We start from the raw sequence: 15,995 nt of genomic DNA, 5'->3' as shown, positions 1-15,995 counted from the left end.
AGGCGAGGTGCCGAGTGGTGGGGCAAGAGCGTTTTGCTTACTTTTGCGCTTTTCAAAAGTGAGCCGCTGTAAGAGCGGAACCGATATAAGCCATCACCCAAATAACGGATATGCACACACCACAAGCGAGCAAAAAAAAGCCCCGCGACCGAATGACGGCACGGGGCTAAAAATTGGCTGGATGCGACCAACCAAAGGAGCTCTTTAAGTCAAATCACTTGGCACTGGCAATCGTGGTACTCGGCTGCCACCCACCGCCCAAGGCCTTGTAGATCGCGACGATCCCACGATACAGATCCACTTCGGCCTGAGCCTGGGAGTCCTCGGCGGCCAAACGCTCACGCTGCGCGTCCAGCAACACCAGGAAGTCCACCGTCCCTTCGCGGTAACGAATCTCCGCCAGATCCGCAGCAGCCCGGCTCGACTCACTCTGACGAATCAGCGAGACCAACCGCTGCTGGCGTTTGCCGTAATCACTGAAGGCATTCTCCGATTCTTCCAGCGCCAGCAACACCTGCTGCTCATAAGTCGCCAGGGCGCCATCCGCCTCGGCATCCGCACCACGCAACCTTGCCCGCACACTGCCCAGGTCAAACGCCGCCCAGGTAATGCTCGGACCCAGCGACCAGGCATTCGCCGCCGCCGACCCAATCTGCGAACCCCGCCCAGCGGTAAACCCGAGGAACCCACTGAGGCTCACCCGCGGAAACAGATCAGCCTTGGCCACCCCAATCCGCGCCGTGGCCGCTGCCAACTTACGCTCGGCACTGAGAATGTCCGGACGACGTTGCAGCAGTTGCCCCGGATCACCAATCGGCAACGCCTTGGCAATCGCCGGCAAATCTTTCGGGCTCAAATCCACGCTCAACTTGTCCGGCCGCTCACCGAGCAGGGTAGCGATACGATTACGCTCGCGAACTTCCTCGGCCTGCAGCTGCGGCACACTGGCTTCTACAGCCGCCAGACGCGCATCGGCCCGCACCACATCGAGCTGATCGCCCACACCGGCATCCCGCAGGCTGACCGTGATACCGCGTGAGTCTTCCTGGTTCTTCAGGTTGGCCACCGCGATTTTCTCGCGCAGTTGCGCGCCCCGCAGTTGACCGTAAGCGTCCACCAGCTCGGCAATCATCGTCACTTGCAGCTGATACAAGTCAGCTTCGGCAACCTGTTGGTCAGCGTCGCTGGCCTCCAGGTTGCGGCGGATGCGGCCGAACAAGTCCACTTCCCAGGCCATGTCCAGGCCCAGGTCATAACGCTCGCTGTTGACACGTTGGGTGGTCTGGCCGGGGATCTGGCCTTTGCCCACATCGCTGCTGACACGGCTGGTGATCACCGGCATCACGTCATTGGCAGCGTCGTCACGAATCGCCCGGGCTGCCCGCAGGCGGGCAAATGCCACCCGCAGGTCACGGTTGCCTTGCAGGGATTGAGTCACCAACTGGTTAAGGGTCGGGTCCTCGAACTGTTGCCACCAGATGCCTTCGAACTTCGCGTGGTCGTACTGCTTGGCGTCGGCGGCGGCCGTTACGTTGGCCGCCTCCAGTGGCTGGGTTTTATAGTCCGGGCCCACGGCACAGGCGCTCAGCGCCAGTACCAGCAAGCTCGGCAAAAATACTTTCACGCTCATTGCTGTGTCTCCAGCTTCAAGGCCTTGGCCGCTTTGCGCGCTTCACCGCGTTCAACAAACCGGCGGATCAGTACATAGAACACTGGCGTCAGCAGCAGACCGAAGAAGGTCACGCCGATCATCCCGGAGAACACCGCCACACCCATGGCATGGCGCATCTCGGCACCGGCACCGCTGGACATCACCAGAGGCACTACACCCATGATGAAGGCGAACGAGGTCATCAGGATCGGCCGCAGACGCAGACGGCAGGCTTCCAGTACCGCAGCGAGCGGATCGAGGCCTTCCTGCTGTTTATCCTTGGCGAACTCGACGATCAGAATCGCGTTCTTACAGGCCAGGCCCACCAGGACGATCAGGCCGATCTGGGTAAAGATGTTGTTGTCGCCGCCAGAGATAATCACCCCGGTGATGGCCGACAGCAGGGTCATCGGTACGATCAGGATCACCGCCAGTGGCAGGCTCCAGCTTTCGTATTGGGCGGCCAGTACCAGGAACGCCAGCAGTACGCAGAGCGGGAACACGAACAGCGCAGTGTTGCCCGAGAGGATTTGCTGATAGGTCAGGTCGGTCCACTCGTAGGTCATGCCGTTGGGCAGTTCGTCTTTCAACAGTTTCTCGATCGCCGCCTGGGCCTGGCCGGAGCTGTAGCCCGGTGCGGCGTTGCCGTTAATCTCGGCGGTGATGAAGCCGTTGTAGTGCATCACGCGGTCCGGGCCCGAGGTGTCGCTGACCTTGATGAAGGTCGCCAGGGGAATCATCTCGCCTTTGTTGTTGCGCACTTTCAGCTGGCCGATCTGGTCTTCATCCTGGCGGAACTGTTGCTCAGCCTGCACGTTGACCTGATAGGTGCGCCCGAAGCGGTTGAAGTCGTTGGCATACAACGAGCCCAGGTAGATCTGCAGGGTGTCGAAGATGTCGCTGATCGCCACGCCGTGGGTCTTGGCCTTTTCGCGGTCGATGGCAGCATCGACCTGGGGCACGTTGACCGTGTAGCTGGTGAACAGGCCGAACAACTCAGGCACGCCACGGCTCTTGGTAATGATGTTCTGCACTTCTTTGTACAGCTCGTCGTAACCCAGGTTGCCACGGTCTTCGACCTGCAGGCGGAACCCGCCGATCGTACCCAGGCCCTGTACCGGCGGCGGTGGGAAGATCGCCATGTAGGCTTCCTGGATGCTGCTGTACTTGCCATTCAGTGCACCGGCAATCGCACCGGCAGACAGGCTCGGGTCTTTACGCTCATCGAACGGCTTCAAGGTCACGAACACGATGCCGTTGTTCGGGCTGTTGGTAAAACCGTTGATCGACAAGCCGGGGAAGGCGATCGCGCTTTCCACGCCGGGCTGTTTCATGGCGATGTCGGACATGCGCTTGATCACGTCTTCGGTACGGTCCAGGCTCGCGGCGTCCGGCAATTGCGCGAAGGCCACTAGGTATTGCTTGTCCTGGGCCGGTACGAAACCGGTCGGCGTGTGGGCAAAGCCCATCCAGGTCAGGACCATCAGGCCGGCGTACAGGAACAGCGCGATACCACTGCCGCGGATCACCCTGCGTACCGTGCCGACGTAACCATGGCTGGCCTTGTCGAAGAAGCGGTTGAACGGTTTGAACAACCAGCCGCCCAGCATCCTGTCGAGGAATCTGGAGAACCCGTCTTTCGGAGCGTTGTGGCCTTTGAGCAATACCGCTGCCAGTGCGGGCGACAGGGTCAGCGAGTTGAACGCCGAGATCACGGTCGAGATCGCAATGGTCAAGGCGAACTGCTTGTAGAACTGGCCGGTCAAGCCGCTGATAAATGCCGCTGGAATGAACACCGCACACAGTACCAACGCGGTCGCGATGATCGGGCCGGTTACTTCGCTCATGGCCTTTTCAGTGGCCGGGAACGGTTCCAGGCCCAATTCGATGTTCCGTTCGACGTTCTCCACCACCACGATGGCGTCGTCCACCACGATACCGATCGCCAACACCAGCCCGAACAGCGACAGGGCGTTGAGCGAGAAGCCAAACAGGTGCATCACCGCAAAGGTACCGATCAACGATACCGGCACCGCCACCAATGGAATGATCGACGCACGCCAGGTCTGCAGGAACAGGATCACCACCAGCACCACCAGGATCAGTGCTTCGAACAGGGTGTGAACCACGGCCTCGATGGAGCCACGTACGAAGACGGTAGGGTCATAGGCGATGCGGTAATCCATGCCCTCCGGGAAGCTCTGTTTCAGCTCCGCCATCTTGGCGCGCACTTCATTGGAGATGTCGATTGCGTTGGAGCCCGGGCGCTGGAAGATCGGGATCGCCACGGCCGGCTGGTTGTCGATCAACGAGCGCAGGGCGTACTGGCTGGAACCCAGCTCAACCCGTGCAATGTCCTTCAAACGCGTGATTTCGCCGTTGGCGCCGGCACGGATGACGATATTCTCGAACTCTTCCTCAGTGACCAGTCGGCCCTGGGTGTTGACCGACAGCTGGAAGCTGGTGTCATTTGGCGCAGGTTGCGCGCCCAAGGCACCGGCCGCCACCTGGCGGTTCTGTTCGCGAATGGCCGTGACCACATCGGTGGCGGTCAGGTTGCGCGAGGCGGTCTTGTTCGGGTCCAGCCACACACGCAGGGAGTAATCGCCCATGCCGAACAGCTGCACATCACCCACGCCGCCCAGCCGTGCCAGCTCATCCTTGATATTGAGGATCGCGTAGTTGGACAGGTAGAGCATGTTGTAGCGCTGGTCGGGGGAGGTGATGTGCACCACCATGGTCAGGTCGGGAGAGGCCTTGTCCACGGTAATACCGATGCGCGTCACTTCCTCGGGCAGTTTGGGCTGAGTCCGGGTTACCCGGTTCTGCACCTGCACCTGCGCGTTGTCCAGGTCGGTGCCCAGGGCGAAGGTGATGGTCAGGGTCAGCTTGCCGTCGGCGGTCGACTGCGAGGACATGTACAGCATGTTCTCGACGCCGGTGATGGCTTGCTCCAGAGGCGCGGCCACGGTTTCACCGATGACCTTGGGGTTGGCGCCCGGGAAGTTGGCACGGACCACGACGGTCGGCGGCACCACTTCCGGGTATTCACTGATCGGCAGCTGGAACAGTGAAATCGCGCCGGCGATCAGGATCAACAGCGACAGCACCGCTGCGAAGATCGGCCGCGAAATGAAGAACTTGGAAAAATTCATCTTGAGTCGTATCCCTTAACCGCGTGGAGTCGCTGTACTTGCGAGCTTGGGCGCGGCTTTATCCGGCGCCACTTGCTCCAGGTTGCTGGCTTCAAGCGCTTGTCGTTGTTGTGCCAAGGCGGCGAGGGTTTCCTTGCTGGCCATCGGGATGGTTTCCGGTGCAACCGGCGACCCCGGGCGAACGCGCTGCAAACCCTTGACGATGATCGTGTCGTCCTTGGTCAGGCCGCTGCGCACGATGCGCAAACCTTCGATCTTCGGACCCAGCTCCACCGCGCGGTAGGCAGGCTTGTCGCCGTCCATCACCAGCACGAATTTCTTGCCCAGGTCGGTGCCCACGGCTTCGTCGCTGATCAGCACGGCGGAGTAGGTGCCACTGCCTACCAGCTTCAGGCGCGCATACAGGCCTGGGGTGTATTCGCCCTTGCTGTTATCAAACACGGCGCGACCACGAATGGTGCCGGTGGCCGGGTTGACCTGGTTGTCGACGAAGTTCATCTGGCCCAGGTGCGGGTTGCCGTCTTCATTGGACAGGCCCAGGTACACCGGGGTGGTCGCGCCACGGCGACCCTGGCGCGCGAGTTCGGTGTACTTGAGGTACACACGTTCATCGGCGTCGAAGTAGGCGTAGACCTTGTCGGTGGACACCACGCTGGTCAGCGCGGTGACATCGGCGGTCACCAGGTTGCCGGCGGTGATCTCGGCACGGCTGACGCGGCCGCTGATGGGCGAGCTGACACGGGTGAAGCTCAGGTTCAGCTTGGCCAGGTCCAACTGCGCCTGGATGCCGGCGACAGTCGCATGGGCTTCCTGGGCGGCGGTGGTGCGCGAGTCGGCCAGTTCGGCGGAGATCGCATTGCTCTGGCGCAGGCGTTCGCCGCGCTGGGCTTCGTTATCGCTGCGGGTGGCGGCGGCCTTGGTTTGTGCGAGTTGTGCTTCGAGGCGGCGCACTTCGGCCTGGAATGGGCGTGGGTCGATCTGGAACAACAGGTCGCCTTTCTTGACCAAGGCACCTTCGGTGAAGGCGACCTGATCGATCTGGCCCGACACGCGCGGACGGATCTGCACGGTTTCCGGCGCTTCGAGCCGGCCGGTGAATTCGTCCCACTCATTGACCGGTTGTTCCAGCACCTTGGCCACGCTGACGTGGCTTGGTGGCATGGCGGCTGCCTGTTCGGGCGCTTTGCCGCAGGCGCTCATCACCATCACGGCCAAAATGGCCAAGGGATAGCGCAAATGTTTGAGTGACTGTTCCATGAGGTGCATCCGCCAATGTATTTAAGATGGGCGGATCATGCTCGGCAGGGTGCTATCTCACGAATCGAATGAAACAAAGGTAACTATCATTCGGAATGATATAAGCGTAAAGCGAGCCCTCTAGCATGGGGCTTTCGTTAGGGAGCTATCAATGCTGTTGATGACAAAGGACTGTTGCGCAAGATGCAAGGAACAGCGCGCCGAATAAATTGTCGGGCGTGTCTGCTATTCAAATGTACAGAGCGCCGGGTTGGTTGCCGTGCATTCGTTGCCTGACCATGCGCTGCCCAGAGGCCTGGCATTGACCTGGTTTTTCAGGGTCATGCTTACCGGTTCATGGTTCTGATCCAGGTAGTGGCATGCCACAGACGACTGGCCCTGGCTGCTTTGGATCACCGCCTTTTCAAAGTGGACCTGGTGCAGGTCCTTCTGCTCTGTCATCGGGTTTTGCCCGGTCCATTGCCGACCGTCCGGGCCGGACGCGGTGTAGGCGACCACTTCCCCGGTCGGCGTCTTTTTGAACGCGTCTTTAAGGGCATGGGTGGGCGGGCAGGCACCAGTGCCAGCGTAGACGTTTCCCATCAATGCCATCAGGGTAATCACGAGGGCTGAGGTTTTCCTGAGCTGCCTGTTCTTCACGCGTGCTCCTGGTCTGGAGTAACTGTGAGGTAAAGACTAGCCCAAACAGGCAACGCCGGAAGGTGCTAAATCCACACGTCGTTGATTGCCGTGCGCTCGCCACCCTCGCTGCCGGTGTTCAGCACGCCGCAGGGTTCGATCAACAGCAACTTCACCTCACCCAATGCGTGCGGCTTGTGCTCGACGCCCTTGGGCACCACGTACATTTCCCCTTGGCCGATGGTCACCGCGCCGTCGCGGAAGTCGATGCGCAGGGTGCCTTCGAGGACGATAAAGGTTTCATCGGTGTCGGCATGGTCGTGCCAGATGAAGTCACCTTCGATCTTCACCACCTTGAACTGGTAGTCGTTCATCTGCGCGACGACCTTGGGCGCCCATTGCTCCCTGAACAGGGCGTATTTCTGGGCGAAGTTGATCGAGGCGTAATTCGTCGAAGTGTGGGAGGCGGGCATTGTCGGTTCCAGGGTTTCAGGACATTGGAGCCTTAAGTTAGGCCCAACGGCCCGCCGGATATTGAATGATCGTGCAGCGCGCGACGGTCCTGGGTGTGTGCAACTGTTGGCTGGGCAACAGCAGTCGGACAGTTGTGGTTTGCTCGAGACAGCAAGGCCTTGTCCATTGTTTTTATCGCGTTGATTTTATTGAAAATAATTTATGGCATGGGCTCTGCAATGCACACAGGTGAACCCTTTCACCCGTTGCTCAGCGGAGCCCTGTATGCCTTGCACCTTTTTCTCGCGTTCACGTTACATCTTGCTCGGCGCAGCGTTGTTGCTGGGCCACGCCGTCGTGTCCCAGGCCGCCGAGGGCGATGACGCGGTGCCGTCCCTGGCCGGCAAGCGCATTGCCGTGAGCATGACCGGCACCAGTCACTACTTCGATATCAAGGCCTTCCAGGCCCAGGTCGACGAGATCAAGCGCCTCGGCGGCACGCCGATCACCCTGGATGCAGGGCGCAACGACAAGAACCTGGTGACCCAACTGCAAACCGTGGTCACCCAGAAACCCGATGCGGTGATCCAGACCCTCGGCACCCTGAGCGTGATCGACCCGTGGCTCAAGCGCATCAGCAAGGCCGGCATCCCGCTGTTCACCATCGACGCGCCGTCGCAGTACAGCCTCAACAACACCACCTCGGATAACGTCGCCACCGGCAAGGCCCTGGCCGATCAGTTGATCAAGGATGCCGGCGGCAAGGGCAAGATCCTGGTGTTCAACGGCTTCTACGGCGTGCCGGTGTGCGCGATTCGCTACGACCAGTTGAAGCTGGCGCTCAAGGATCACCCGCAACTGGAAATCATCGAGCCGCAGCTGCGGGATGTGATCCCCAACACCGTGCAGGATGCCTATTCCCAGGTGTCCGCATTGCTCAACAAGTACCCGGCCGGCAGTGTCTCGGCGATCTGGGCGGCGTGGGACATTCCGCAACTGGGGGCAAGCAAGGCGTTGATCGACGCCAAGCGCACCGAGATCAAGACCTACGGCGTGGACGGTACGCCGGAGGTGCTGGAGCTGCTCGGCCAGGCCAATTCGCCGGTGGGCGCGGTAGTCGCCCAGCAACCGGCGCTGATCGGCAAGACTGCTGTGCAGAACGTGGCCCGCTACCTGGCCGGGCAGCGTGACCTGCCCAAGGAAACCCATGTGCCGACGCTGCTGACCACCGCCGCCAACCTGGCGCAGGTCCAGCAACTGCGGGGTGATTGATGGCCGCGTTGCACTTGCAGCACCTGCGCAAACGCTTCGGCGCCACCCTGGCGCTGGAGGATGCGAGCCTGAAAGTCGAGCGCGGCACCATTCACGGCCTGGTGGGCGAGAACGGTGCCGGCAAGTCGACCTTGATCAAGGTCCTGGCGGGGATCCACAAAGCGGACTCGGGGCAGGTGAGCATTGACGGCCAGCCGTATGCCGCACTGTCGCCGCGCCAGGTGGACGCGCTGGGCGTGCAGTTCATCCATCAGGAGCGGCTGTTGCCGGCGAGTTTTACCGTGGGTGAAGCGCTGTTTTTCGGCCATGAATTACGCCGTGGTCCGTTTGTCGACCGGCGCCGGCAGCAGCGCGAGGCAGAACGTTTGCTGGCGGAATATTTTGAGCTGCAACTGCCCGCCGACGCGTTGGTAGGCGAGCTGAACAGCGCCGAGCGCCAGGTGCTGCAAATCACCCGGGCGTTGATTCGCAAGCCGAAGATCCTGGTGTTCGACGAGCCCAGCGTGGCGCTGGTCAAGCGCGAAGTCGACCAGCTGCTGCGGATCGTCAAGCGCCTGCGGGACCAGGGTTTGTCGATTCTCTACATCTCCCATTACCTGCAGGAAATCGACAGCCTGTGCGATGAAGTGACGGTGTTGCGCAATGGTCGAGATGTGGCCGTGGTTGAGCCACGGCACACCTCCAGCGCGCAGATTGCGCGGTTGATGGTCAACCGCGAGGTCCAGGAGATGTACCCCAAGGCGCAGGTCGAGCTCGGCGAACCATTGCTGCAGGTGCGTGGGCTGAACCTGGCCCGGCGCTATCGGCAGATCGACCTGGAATTGCGTCGGGGCGAGATCGTCGGCCTCACCGGGCTGGTCGGGTCGGGCGCCAAGGACCTGCTCAAGACCCTGTTCGGTGTGGTGCGCGCCGACAGCGGCAGCATTCATCTGGAGGGGCGCTTGTTGCGCCTGCGTTCACCCGGAGAAGCCATTGCCCAAGGGATTGCACTGGTGCCGGAAGAACGCCGCAGCCAGGGGATTTCACCGCTGCTGTCGGTGCTGGAAAACCTCACGCTCGCCGGGCTTGGGCGTTTCAGTCGCTGGGGGTTACTGAGCCAGCGTAAGGAGCAGGCCGAAAGCCTGCGGCTGATCGACGAGTTGGCGATCAAGACGCCGGGCCCGCAGGCTGCCGTCAGCCAGCTCAGCGGCGGCAACCAGCAGAAAGTCGCCCTGGGCAAATGGCTGAGCCGGCGCTCGGCGGTGTACCTGTTGGACGAACCGTGCGTAGGTGTGGACGTCGGCGCCAAGGTCGAGATTTATCGCGTGATCGGGCGGCTGGTGGAAGAGGGCGCAGCGGTGCTGGTGCTGTCTTCGGATTTGCCCGAGCTGCTGGGGATCTGCGACCGCATCCTGGTGTTGCATCGCGGTGAAATAGCCGGGGAGTTCCATGCCGGTGAGGCGGACAGTGATCAACTGTTGGCGTGTGCCACGGGTGCGGTGCAGTCCACAGTGGCTGTGCAGGTGAAACAGGAGGTGGCGCATGTCCCTGCTTGAAGCTGCTACTCCTGGCTTGTCCCAACGGTTATGGGTACTGCTGTTGCGGCGCGGCTCGGTGGGCGTATTCCTCGCGATTTTGCTGGGCTTTGCCGTCGCCGCGCCGAACTTCTTTTCAGTCGGCAATATCGCGAATGTGTTCAGCCAGTCGGCGATCCTCGGCGTACTTGCCTTCGGCCTGACCTGCGTGATTATCGGCGGCGGCTCCAACGTGGTGGCGGGCGGGCTTGATCTGTCGCTGGCGGCCAATTTGGGCTTGTGCGCGGCGGTGTTCAGTCGACTCAACAACGCAGGCCTCGACCTGTGGGTAAGCCTGCTGCTGACCTTGGGTTGCGGCCTGGCGGTGGGCCTGCTCAATGGCCTGGCCGTGGTGGTGCTGCGCTTGCCACCGTTGCTCGCAACGCTGGCAAGCATGAATGTACTGGCCGGGCTGGAGCTGGTCCTCACCGAAAACACCGTGGTCTCGACTGACTCACCGTTGCTCGACCTGCTCAGTGGCGGGACCTGGCTGGGCGTGCCGGCACTCGCCTGGGTGTTGCTGGTGACGGCCTTTGTGTTGACGCTGCTGATCCAGCACACCGCCTATGGGCTGCGCCTGCATGCCGTCGGCGAGTACCCGCACGCCGCCGAGGCCGCCGGGATTCGAGTGCCGGCCTACGTACTCTCCAGTTATTTGCTCTCTGGGCTGTGTGCCGCGGTGGCGGCTTTGTGTTCAGCGGCATTTTTCAGCGGCAGCACCACCGGCTCCGGTGACATGCTGTTGTCGGTGGTCGCCATAGCCTTTCTTGGCGTGGTGTTTTCCCGGCGACTGGTGGCAAGCATCCCCGGCACCTTGCTCGCGACGCTGTTGATCGGCTTTTTGATCAACGGGTTTCAGTTGCTCAACGTATCGAGCTTCTGGGTCAACGGTGTCCAGGGCGTGCTGATTCTGCTGGTGGTCGCCGCTTCCAGCGCATTGAACCGGGGAGAACATTCATGAGTCAGGTATCCATCCTGCAAGCCCATGGCGGCTGGCGTTCGCTGTTGCCCCTGACGTTGCCGCTGGTGTTCGTGGCCATCGTGGTGGTGTTTGCCTGGCAGGCCCCGGGGTTTCTCAGTGGCGGCAACCTGAAAAGCCTGGTGCTGAATAACTTCGTGCTGCTGGCGATTGTTGCGATCGGCATGACCTATGCGGTGGCGGCCGGTGGCATCGATCTGTCGGTAGGCACCGCGCTGGATTTCGCCAGCTTCAGCTTCGTGGTGTTGCTTAACGCCGGGCACGGGCTGGGTGTGGCGATTGCCGGTGCGTTGGCCGCCGGGCTGCTGGTAGGACTGTTCAATGCCGGCTTGATCGCGGGGCTGCGGATCAGCCCGTTCCTGGCCACCCTCGGCACCTTGTTTATCGGCACCAGTGCCCAGCAACTGCTCTCGGACGGCGGCCAGCCAATTTATATCGCCCAGGGTTTCAAGCCGGAACTGGCGAGCTTCAGCCCGTTGGGCGTGCCCTTGCCGCTGTTGATCTTGCTGGTATTGGCCGTGGTCTACGGCCTGTTGCTGGCCCGTGGACGCCTGGGGCGCGAACTGCTGGCCCAGGGTACCCAGCCGCTGCTGGCGTATTACTCGGGGTTGTCGGTGCGGCGCATCGTCACCACCACGGTGCTGGCGGCGGCGCTGGCGTGCGCGGTGGCGGGGATCCTGCTCAGTTCGACGGTGAGCGCCTACGTGCCGCTGTCGGGCAATGCGTTCCTGCTGAATGCGATTGGTGCGGTGTTTATCGGCACCACATTGAACCGCCAGGGCCGGGCGAATATTCCGGGCACGTTGCTGGGGGTGCTGTTCATCAACGTCATCGCCAATGGCTTGCTGTTGATCGGCTGGAACTTCTACTGGCAGCAGGTGGCAACCGGCGTGCTGATTTTTATCGTGCTGGCCTTCAGTTTTGTCAGCCGCAGGATTGCGCAGAACACCTGAGGCGCCGCGCCCCAGGTGTGGGTCTGCCCTTTACTTTTCCCAGTCGGCCTTGGCAATCAACAGGCCATGGTTGCCGTTATAGGCCGCGCGCTCGGGTTGTTTCCAGCCCTCCAGCAGCGCGTCGTCGAGGCGGTAGATTTCCACCCCCAGCGGACGGCAGACCTTCAACGGGTCTTCCGCATCCGGACCCCACATCGGCAGCGACAGGTCGCCACCGGGGCAGGTGGAGAGGGCACACAGCAGGTCGATTTCGGCGAAGAACTCCAAATAATCGCCCTGCTTGGCCGGGCAGGCTTTCATGAAGTACATGTCGTCGTGATTGAGGCCGGTGCACTGGAAAATGTTCAGCACGTCGTGCACGTCGAACTCGGTCAGGCCATGGGGCAGCACGGCGCGGGTCAGGTTGGAGTGGCAGTGGTGGTGGAAGTCTTCGCCGGTGAGCATCTTGTTCACGTAAGGGTCGCAGCGCGTGCCCAGCAAGTCATGCAGGCGCCCGCCGTGTTCGTCGATGCCATAGTCGGCCAGGCTGTCGTCGGTGATGGTGACCATCGGCCGCAAAAACGGCAGGTTCGACCACAGGCGGTCGTAGGTGGTGACGTGCGCGCCTTGCAGCTGGCGGGTGCGTGCCGCCCACATGCGTTCGCGGGGGTCGTTGGCGCTCCACACGTTGAAGTCGCCAACCTGCGGGCCAACCGGCGTGGTCACGCGGAACACATGGCCTGCCGGTACTTTCCAGGCTCGGCCGGTGCGGATCGGCACTTCGAATTGCTCGATCAGGGTGCGGCCGTCCCGGGACTCGCGCACGCGGTCATAGAAGGCTTTGTCGACCTGCAAGGCAGCGCCTTTGCTGACTTGGTAGGCCGCTGGGTAGTCCTTGTACATGGTGGGTCCTCGCTTCAGGGTTTTGGAATGCTGCTCAGGATGTCCAGCAGCAGCGATTCGGAGTCATTGAGGTAGCTGGCCAGGGCTTCGCCGGCGGCTTGCTTGTGGCCGTCAACCAGCAAGTCGTGAATCTGCCGGTCGCGCTCAAGCCAGGGCTTCTGGAAGGTTTCCTCGCTGGGCGCGTTGGAAAACACCAGGCGCATCTGGGCTGCAATATGGGTAAAAAACTCGTCCAGCAACGGGCTGCGCATCAGCCCGACAATGTGTTGATGAAAGCGCAGGCTGTGGGTGCCGAAGGCTTGCCAGTTCTCGCGGTCCTGGGCCAGTTGCGCAGCCTCGATGGACTCCAGCATCAGGTCGGACTGGTATTCGCGCAGCGGCTTGCTGGCGGCGATGGCCTGCAGCTCCAGGGTGCGTCGCACCTTGAAGATGTCACGCACTTCCTCCACCCCCAGGCGGCGCACGATCACGCCTTTGTTGCGCACGTAGCTGGTCAGGCCTTCGCGGCCCAGGTGGTGCAAGGCTTCACGCACCGTGTTGCGCGAGGCGTTGTAGGCGTTCACCAGTTCGCTTTCCACCAGCGGCATGCCGGGCAGCAGGCGGCCGCCGATGATGTCTTCGCGCAGTTCGATGGCAACCTGGTCGGCCAGCGACAGGCTGGGTTCCTTGGCTTGGCTCACGTCGGGGCTCCTTGGGCTCACGCCAGTTGGACGTCTTTGAGGAACTTGGTCATGCGTTCGCTGCGTTGCTCGAGCATGTCACGCGGTGCGGCGTCCTGGATAATCTCGCCGCCTTCCATGAACACCACACGATCGGAAAGCTTGAACGCGAAGTTCATTTCATGGGTGACGATGACCATGGTCATGCCCTCGCGAGCCAATTCCTCGATTACCGCCAGTACGTCGCCCACCAGTTCCGGGTCGAGGGCCGAGGTGGGTTCATCGAACAGCATCACCGAGGGCCGCATCGCCAGGGCGCGGGCAATCGCCACCCGTTGCTGTTGCCCGCCGGATAGCTGGTGCGGGTATTTGCCGGCGTGCTCCAGCATGCCGACCTTGCGCAACAGGGCCAGGCTCAACAGGCGCAGTTCTTCGCCGCTACCATGGGCATGGTAGACCGGCGCGAGCATCACGTTCTCAAGGGCGGTTTTATGCGGGAACAGGTTGAACCCCTGGAACACCATGCCGACATGCACGATGCCGCGCATATGCACCTTGTGCCCCAGCGCGCCTTGCGGCTCCTGGCTGCCACGCAGGAACGGCTGGCCTTGCAGGGTGATTTCGCCACGGTCGAGGCTTTCGAGGCCGTTCATGGTACGAATCAGCGTGGTCTTGCCAGAGCCTGACGGGCCGATGATCGACACCACCTCGCCCCAGCGCACATTCAGTTCGACGCCCTTGAGCACTTCCAGCTCGCCATAGGCCTTGCGCACCCCGCGAGCCTGCAAGGCAAACTCACCGGGCTCGGCCTGGCCGGGGGCACGACGCGTCGCCACTTGGTCGAGCACGGCGGGGGCGATGGCCTTGGGTTTGCGCCGGGTCACGTCCAGGTGATTCTCCAGCACCCGCAACAGCCAACTGAACACCGTCACGATGAACACGTAATAGAACGCCACGGCCAGCATGGTCTCCATCACCAGGAAGTTCTGGGTGTAGAGTTGTTGGCCCACCAGCAGAATTTCCGAAAGCGAAATCACCGACACCAGCGAGGTGAGCTTGACGATGGTGATGTATTCGTTGGCCAGTGTCGGCAACGCAACCCGCAGCGCCTGCGGCACCACAATCAACCGCTGCACGCCGCGATAACCCACGCCCAGCGCCTTGCCGGCTTCGCGCTGCCCCTTGACCACCGCTAGCAGGCCGCCCCGATGGATCTCGGCGATGTAGGCCGCCTCACTCAGCACCAGGGCGATCAGGCCCGCGGAGTAGGGGTTGGACAACACCACGCTGGTGGACGGAAACACCTGCGGCAGGTTGTAGACGAAGATCAACAGCACCAGCAACGGCAGGCTGCGGAAGAACCAGATGTAGACGCCAGCGGAGTCCCGCAGCCAGCGGCGCTCCGACTGCCGCGCCAGGGCCAGGAAAAACCCCAGCACAATGCCCAGCAGCCAGGTTTCCAGGCTCAGTTCGACCACGGTGCCGACGGCTCGCCAGAAGTCGCCGTTCCATAACAAGCCCCGGGTGTAGTGCCAATCGAATTGCATAAAGGTGCTCCGCGTTTCAGTTACCCAGTGCCGCACTGATCTCGGCGGCGTTCGGCTCGGCCAGGTTGTAGCGCGCCAGCAGCTTGCCGTAGCTGCCGTCCTGCTTGATCTGGCTCAGGGCGCCGGTCAGCGCCTGGAGCAGTGCCGGGTTTTCCTTGCGCACGGCCAGGCCGACCACCACCGGGTAGATCAACTCGCTGGAGCTGATCACGGTTTTGCCTTGCAGTTTTTCCACGGTGATCTTGGCGACCGCCGCGTCTTCCATCTGCACGTCCACCGCCTGGGCGAGCAGGGCCTGGGCGGCCTCCGGGGACGTCGGGAACTCACGCGACTCGATCGCCGGCTTGCCCGCAGGGAGGCAGTAGTCCGCCGAAACCTTGTTCAGCTTTGGCACCCACGACGCGCCCTTGATCGACCCGACGCGCTTGCCGCACAGGTCTTCCGGGCGCTGGGGCTTGAAGTCGCCGGTGCTGAGCACCATCAGCGAAGAACCGGTCTTCAGGTAGCTGAGGAAATCCACCTGTTTGGCGCGCTCGGGGGTGACGTACAGCGCCGAGGCCACCACGTCGAAACGCCGGGCGTTGACGCCGAGGATCAGGTTGGCGAAACGGGTGTCGAGAAAACGTGGTTTGAGCCCCAGTTGCTTGCCCATCAGTTGCATGAACTCCGGGTCGAAACCGGCCGGGGTCTTTTGCTCAAGGTAGGTGTAAGGCGGGTAGGTGAGGTCGGAGCCGATGGACAGCTCGCCCGGTTTCAGGGTGCCCTTGATTTCGGCAGCCGACAGCAGCGGCGTCACGCACGCCAGGGTGATCGCTAGCGCCAATGTGCGCAGGGTGTTCTTGCCCGTCAGACCTTTTTGCATGTTCGTCGCCTCGGTTGCTGGATGCAGGGAAATTTGGATTGTTCAACAATCCTGTATTGTCTAATAAGCGGTTATCGTGCCAACTAATGACTTTTCCAGGTTTTTGATGGGTTTTGACGCGTGAGACAGCCGTTTTTTGTAAGCGCGCACCCCA

General features: G+C 61.9%; 13 protein-coding genes and 1 pseudogene. 5 read left to right on the top strand and 9 right to left on the bottom strand.

Annotated elements, in window-relative coordinates; translation table 11 throughout:
* Positions 1-208 (top strand): annotated as a pseudogene (locus A462_RS34860) (hypothetical protein); the annotation flags it as partial.
* Positions 209-214: 6 nt separating this feature from the next.
* Here the strand turns inward: A462_RS34860 and A462_RS20880 are convergent.
* The 5 genes from A462_RS20880 to A462_RS20900 form a co-directional block, all read right to left on the bottom strand.
* The gene (locus A462_RS20880; protein WP_008433861.1) at positions 215-1,630 is read right to left on the bottom strand and encodes an efflux transporter outer membrane subunit; all 1,416 of its coding nucleotides are present in this window, start codon (positions 1,628-1,630) and stop codon (positions 215-217) included.
* On the bottom strand, positions 1,627-4,806 hold the full coding sequence (locus A462_RS20885; protein ID WP_003210869.1) for an efflux RND transporter permease subunit: 3,180 nt from the start codon (positions 4,804-4,806) through the stop codon (positions 1,627-1,629). The genes A462_RS20880 and A462_RS20885 overlap by 4 nt, the downstream gene beginning before the upstream one ends.
* Before the next feature lie 15 nt (positions 4,807-4,821).
* Positions 4,822-6,063, bottom strand: a complete 1,242-nt coding sequence (gene mexE / locus A462_RS20890; protein ID WP_008433857.1) for a multidrug efflux RND transporter periplasmic adaptor subunit MexE — start codon at positions 6,061-6,063, stop codon at positions 4,822-4,824.
* Between the two features lie 225 nt (positions 6,064-6,288).
* Positions 6,289-6,702 carry a DUF3757 domain-containing protein gene (locus A462_RS20895; protein ID WP_177325571.1) on the bottom strand — a complete coding sequence of 138 codons (414 nt, stop codon included), beginning with the start codon at positions 6,700-6,702 and terminating at the stop codon, positions 6,289-6,291.
* 65 nt (positions 6,703-6,767) lie between these two features.
* The gene (locus A462_RS20900) at positions 6,768-7,154 is read right to left on the bottom strand and encodes a cupin domain-containing protein (RefSeq protein WP_008433854.1); all 387 of its coding nucleotides are present in this window, start codon (positions 7,152-7,154) and stop codon (positions 6,768-6,770) included.
* Between the two features lie 265 nt (positions 7,155-7,419).
* Here A462_RS20900 and A462_RS20905 point away from each other — a divergent pair, with 265 nt between their 5' ends.
* The 4 genes from A462_RS20905 to A462_RS20920 are packed head-to-tail and all read left to right on the top strand — an operon-like array spanning position 7,420 to position 11,891.
* Entirely contained in the window at positions 7,420-8,406 is a 987-nt protein-coding gene (locus tag A462_RS20905; RefSeq protein WP_008433852.1) for a sugar ABC transporter substrate-binding protein, read from the top strand.
* Positions 8,406-9,941 carry a sugar ABC transporter ATP-binding protein gene (locus A462_RS20910; protein WP_008433849.1) on the top strand — a complete coding sequence of 512 codons (1,536 nt, stop codon included), beginning with the start codon at positions 8,406-8,408 and terminating at the stop codon, positions 9,939-9,941. The genes A462_RS20905 and A462_RS20910 overlap by 1 nt, the downstream gene beginning before the upstream one ends.
* Positions 9,928-10,920, top strand: a complete 993-nt coding sequence (locus A462_RS20915) for an ABC transporter permease (RefSeq protein ID WP_008433847.1) — start codon at positions 9,928-9,930, stop codon at positions 10,918-10,920. The genes A462_RS20910 and A462_RS20915 overlap by 14 nt, the downstream gene beginning before the upstream one ends.
* Positions 10,917-11,891 (top strand): ABC transporter permease, encoded by a 975-nt coding sequence (locus A462_RS20920; protein WP_008433845.1) that lies wholly within the window; start codon positions 10,917-10,919, stop codon positions 11,889-11,891. Before A462_RS20915 ends, A462_RS20920 begins: the two co-directional genes overlap by 4 nt.
* Positions 11,892-11,921: 30 nt before the next feature.
* Here A462_RS20920 and A462_RS20925 read toward each other — a convergent pair whose 3' ends face one another.
* Genes A462_RS20925 through A462_RS20940 form a run of 4 tightly spaced genes read right to left on the bottom strand, consistent with a single transcriptional unit; the run spans position 11,922 to position 15,841 of the window.
* Positions 11,922-12,773, bottom strand: a complete 852-nt coding sequence (locus A462_RS20925; protein WP_008433843.1) for an urea carboxylase-associated family protein — start codon at positions 12,771-12,773, stop codon at positions 11,922-11,924.
* Positions 12,774-12,787: 14 nt separating this feature from the next.
* On the bottom strand, positions 12,788-13,453 hold the full coding sequence (locus tag A462_RS20930) for a GntR family transcriptional regulator (protein ID WP_003210850.1): 666 nt from the start codon (positions 13,451-13,453) through the stop codon (positions 12,788-12,790).
* 17 nt (positions 13,454-13,470) lie between these two features.
* Positions 13,471-14,979: an amino acid ABC transporter permease/ATP-binding protein gene (locus A462_RS20935; protein WP_008433840.1), complete on the bottom strand. Its 1,509-nt coding sequence runs from the start codon at positions 14,977-14,979 to the stop codon at positions 13,471-13,473.
* 16 nt (positions 14,980-14,995) lie between these two features.
* Positions 14,996-15,841 carry an ABC transporter substrate-binding protein gene (locus A462_RS20940; RefSeq protein WP_008433837.1) on the bottom strand — a complete coding sequence of 282 codons (846 nt, stop codon included), beginning with the start codon at positions 15,839-15,841 and terminating at the stop codon, positions 14,996-14,998.
* Between the last annotated feature and the right edge of the window lie 154 nt (positions 15,842-15,995).

The organism is Pseudomonas sp. Ag1, assembly GCF_000278565.1.
GTDB lineage: Bacteria > Pseudomonadota > Gammaproteobacteria > Pseudomonadales > Pseudomonadaceae > Aquipseudomonas.
The sequence above is the reverse complement of the archived record's forward strand: the minus strand, read 5'-3'. Positions and strand labels throughout refer to the sequence as shown.

Excerpts from the sequence above, each read along its gene's own strand:
- mexE (WP_008433857.1), bottom strand. The coding sequence starts at position 6,063 with ATGGAACAGTCACTCAAACATTTGCGCTATCCCTTGGCCATTTTGGCC.
- A462_RS20905 (WP_008433852.1), top strand. The coding sequence starts at position 7,420 with ATGCCTTGCACCTTTTTCTCGCGTTCACGTTACATCTTGCTCGGCGCA.
- A462_RS20920 (WP_008433845.1), top strand. The coding sequence starts at position 10,917 with ATGAGTCAGGTATCCATCCTGCAAGCCCATGGCGGCTGGCGTTCGCTG.
- A462_RS20910 (WP_008433849.1), top strand. The coding sequence starts at position 8,406 with ATGGCCGCGTTGCACTTGCAGCACCTGCGCAAACGCTTCGGCGCCACC.
- A462_RS20940 (WP_008433837.1), bottom strand. The coding sequence starts at position 15,841 with ATGCAAAAAGGTCTGACGGGCAAGAACACCCTGCGCACATTGGCGCTA.
- A462_RS20915 (WP_008433847.1), top strand. The coding sequence starts at position 9,928 with ATGTCCCTGCTTGAAGCTGCTACTCCTGGCTTGTCCCAACGGTTATGG.
- A462_RS20900 (WP_008433854.1), bottom strand. The coding sequence starts at position 7,154 with ATGCCCGCCTCCCACACTTCGACGAATTACGCCTCGATCAACTTCGCC.
- A462_RS20885 (WP_003210869.1), bottom strand. The coding sequence starts at position 4,806 with ATGAATTTTTCCAAGTTCTTCATTTCGCGGCCGATCTTCGCAGCGGTG.
- A462_RS20880 (WP_008433861.1), bottom strand. The coding sequence starts at position 1,630 with ATGAGCGTGAAAGTATTTTTGCCGAGCTTGCTGGTACTGGCGCTGAGC.
- A462_RS20935 (WP_008433840.1), bottom strand. The coding sequence starts at position 14,979 with ATGCAATTCGATTGGCACTACACCCGGGGCTTGTTATGGAACGGCGAC.
- A462_RS20925 (WP_008433843.1), bottom strand. The coding sequence starts at position 12,773 with ATGTACAAGGACTACCCAGCGGCCTACCAAGTCAGCAAAGGCGCTGCC.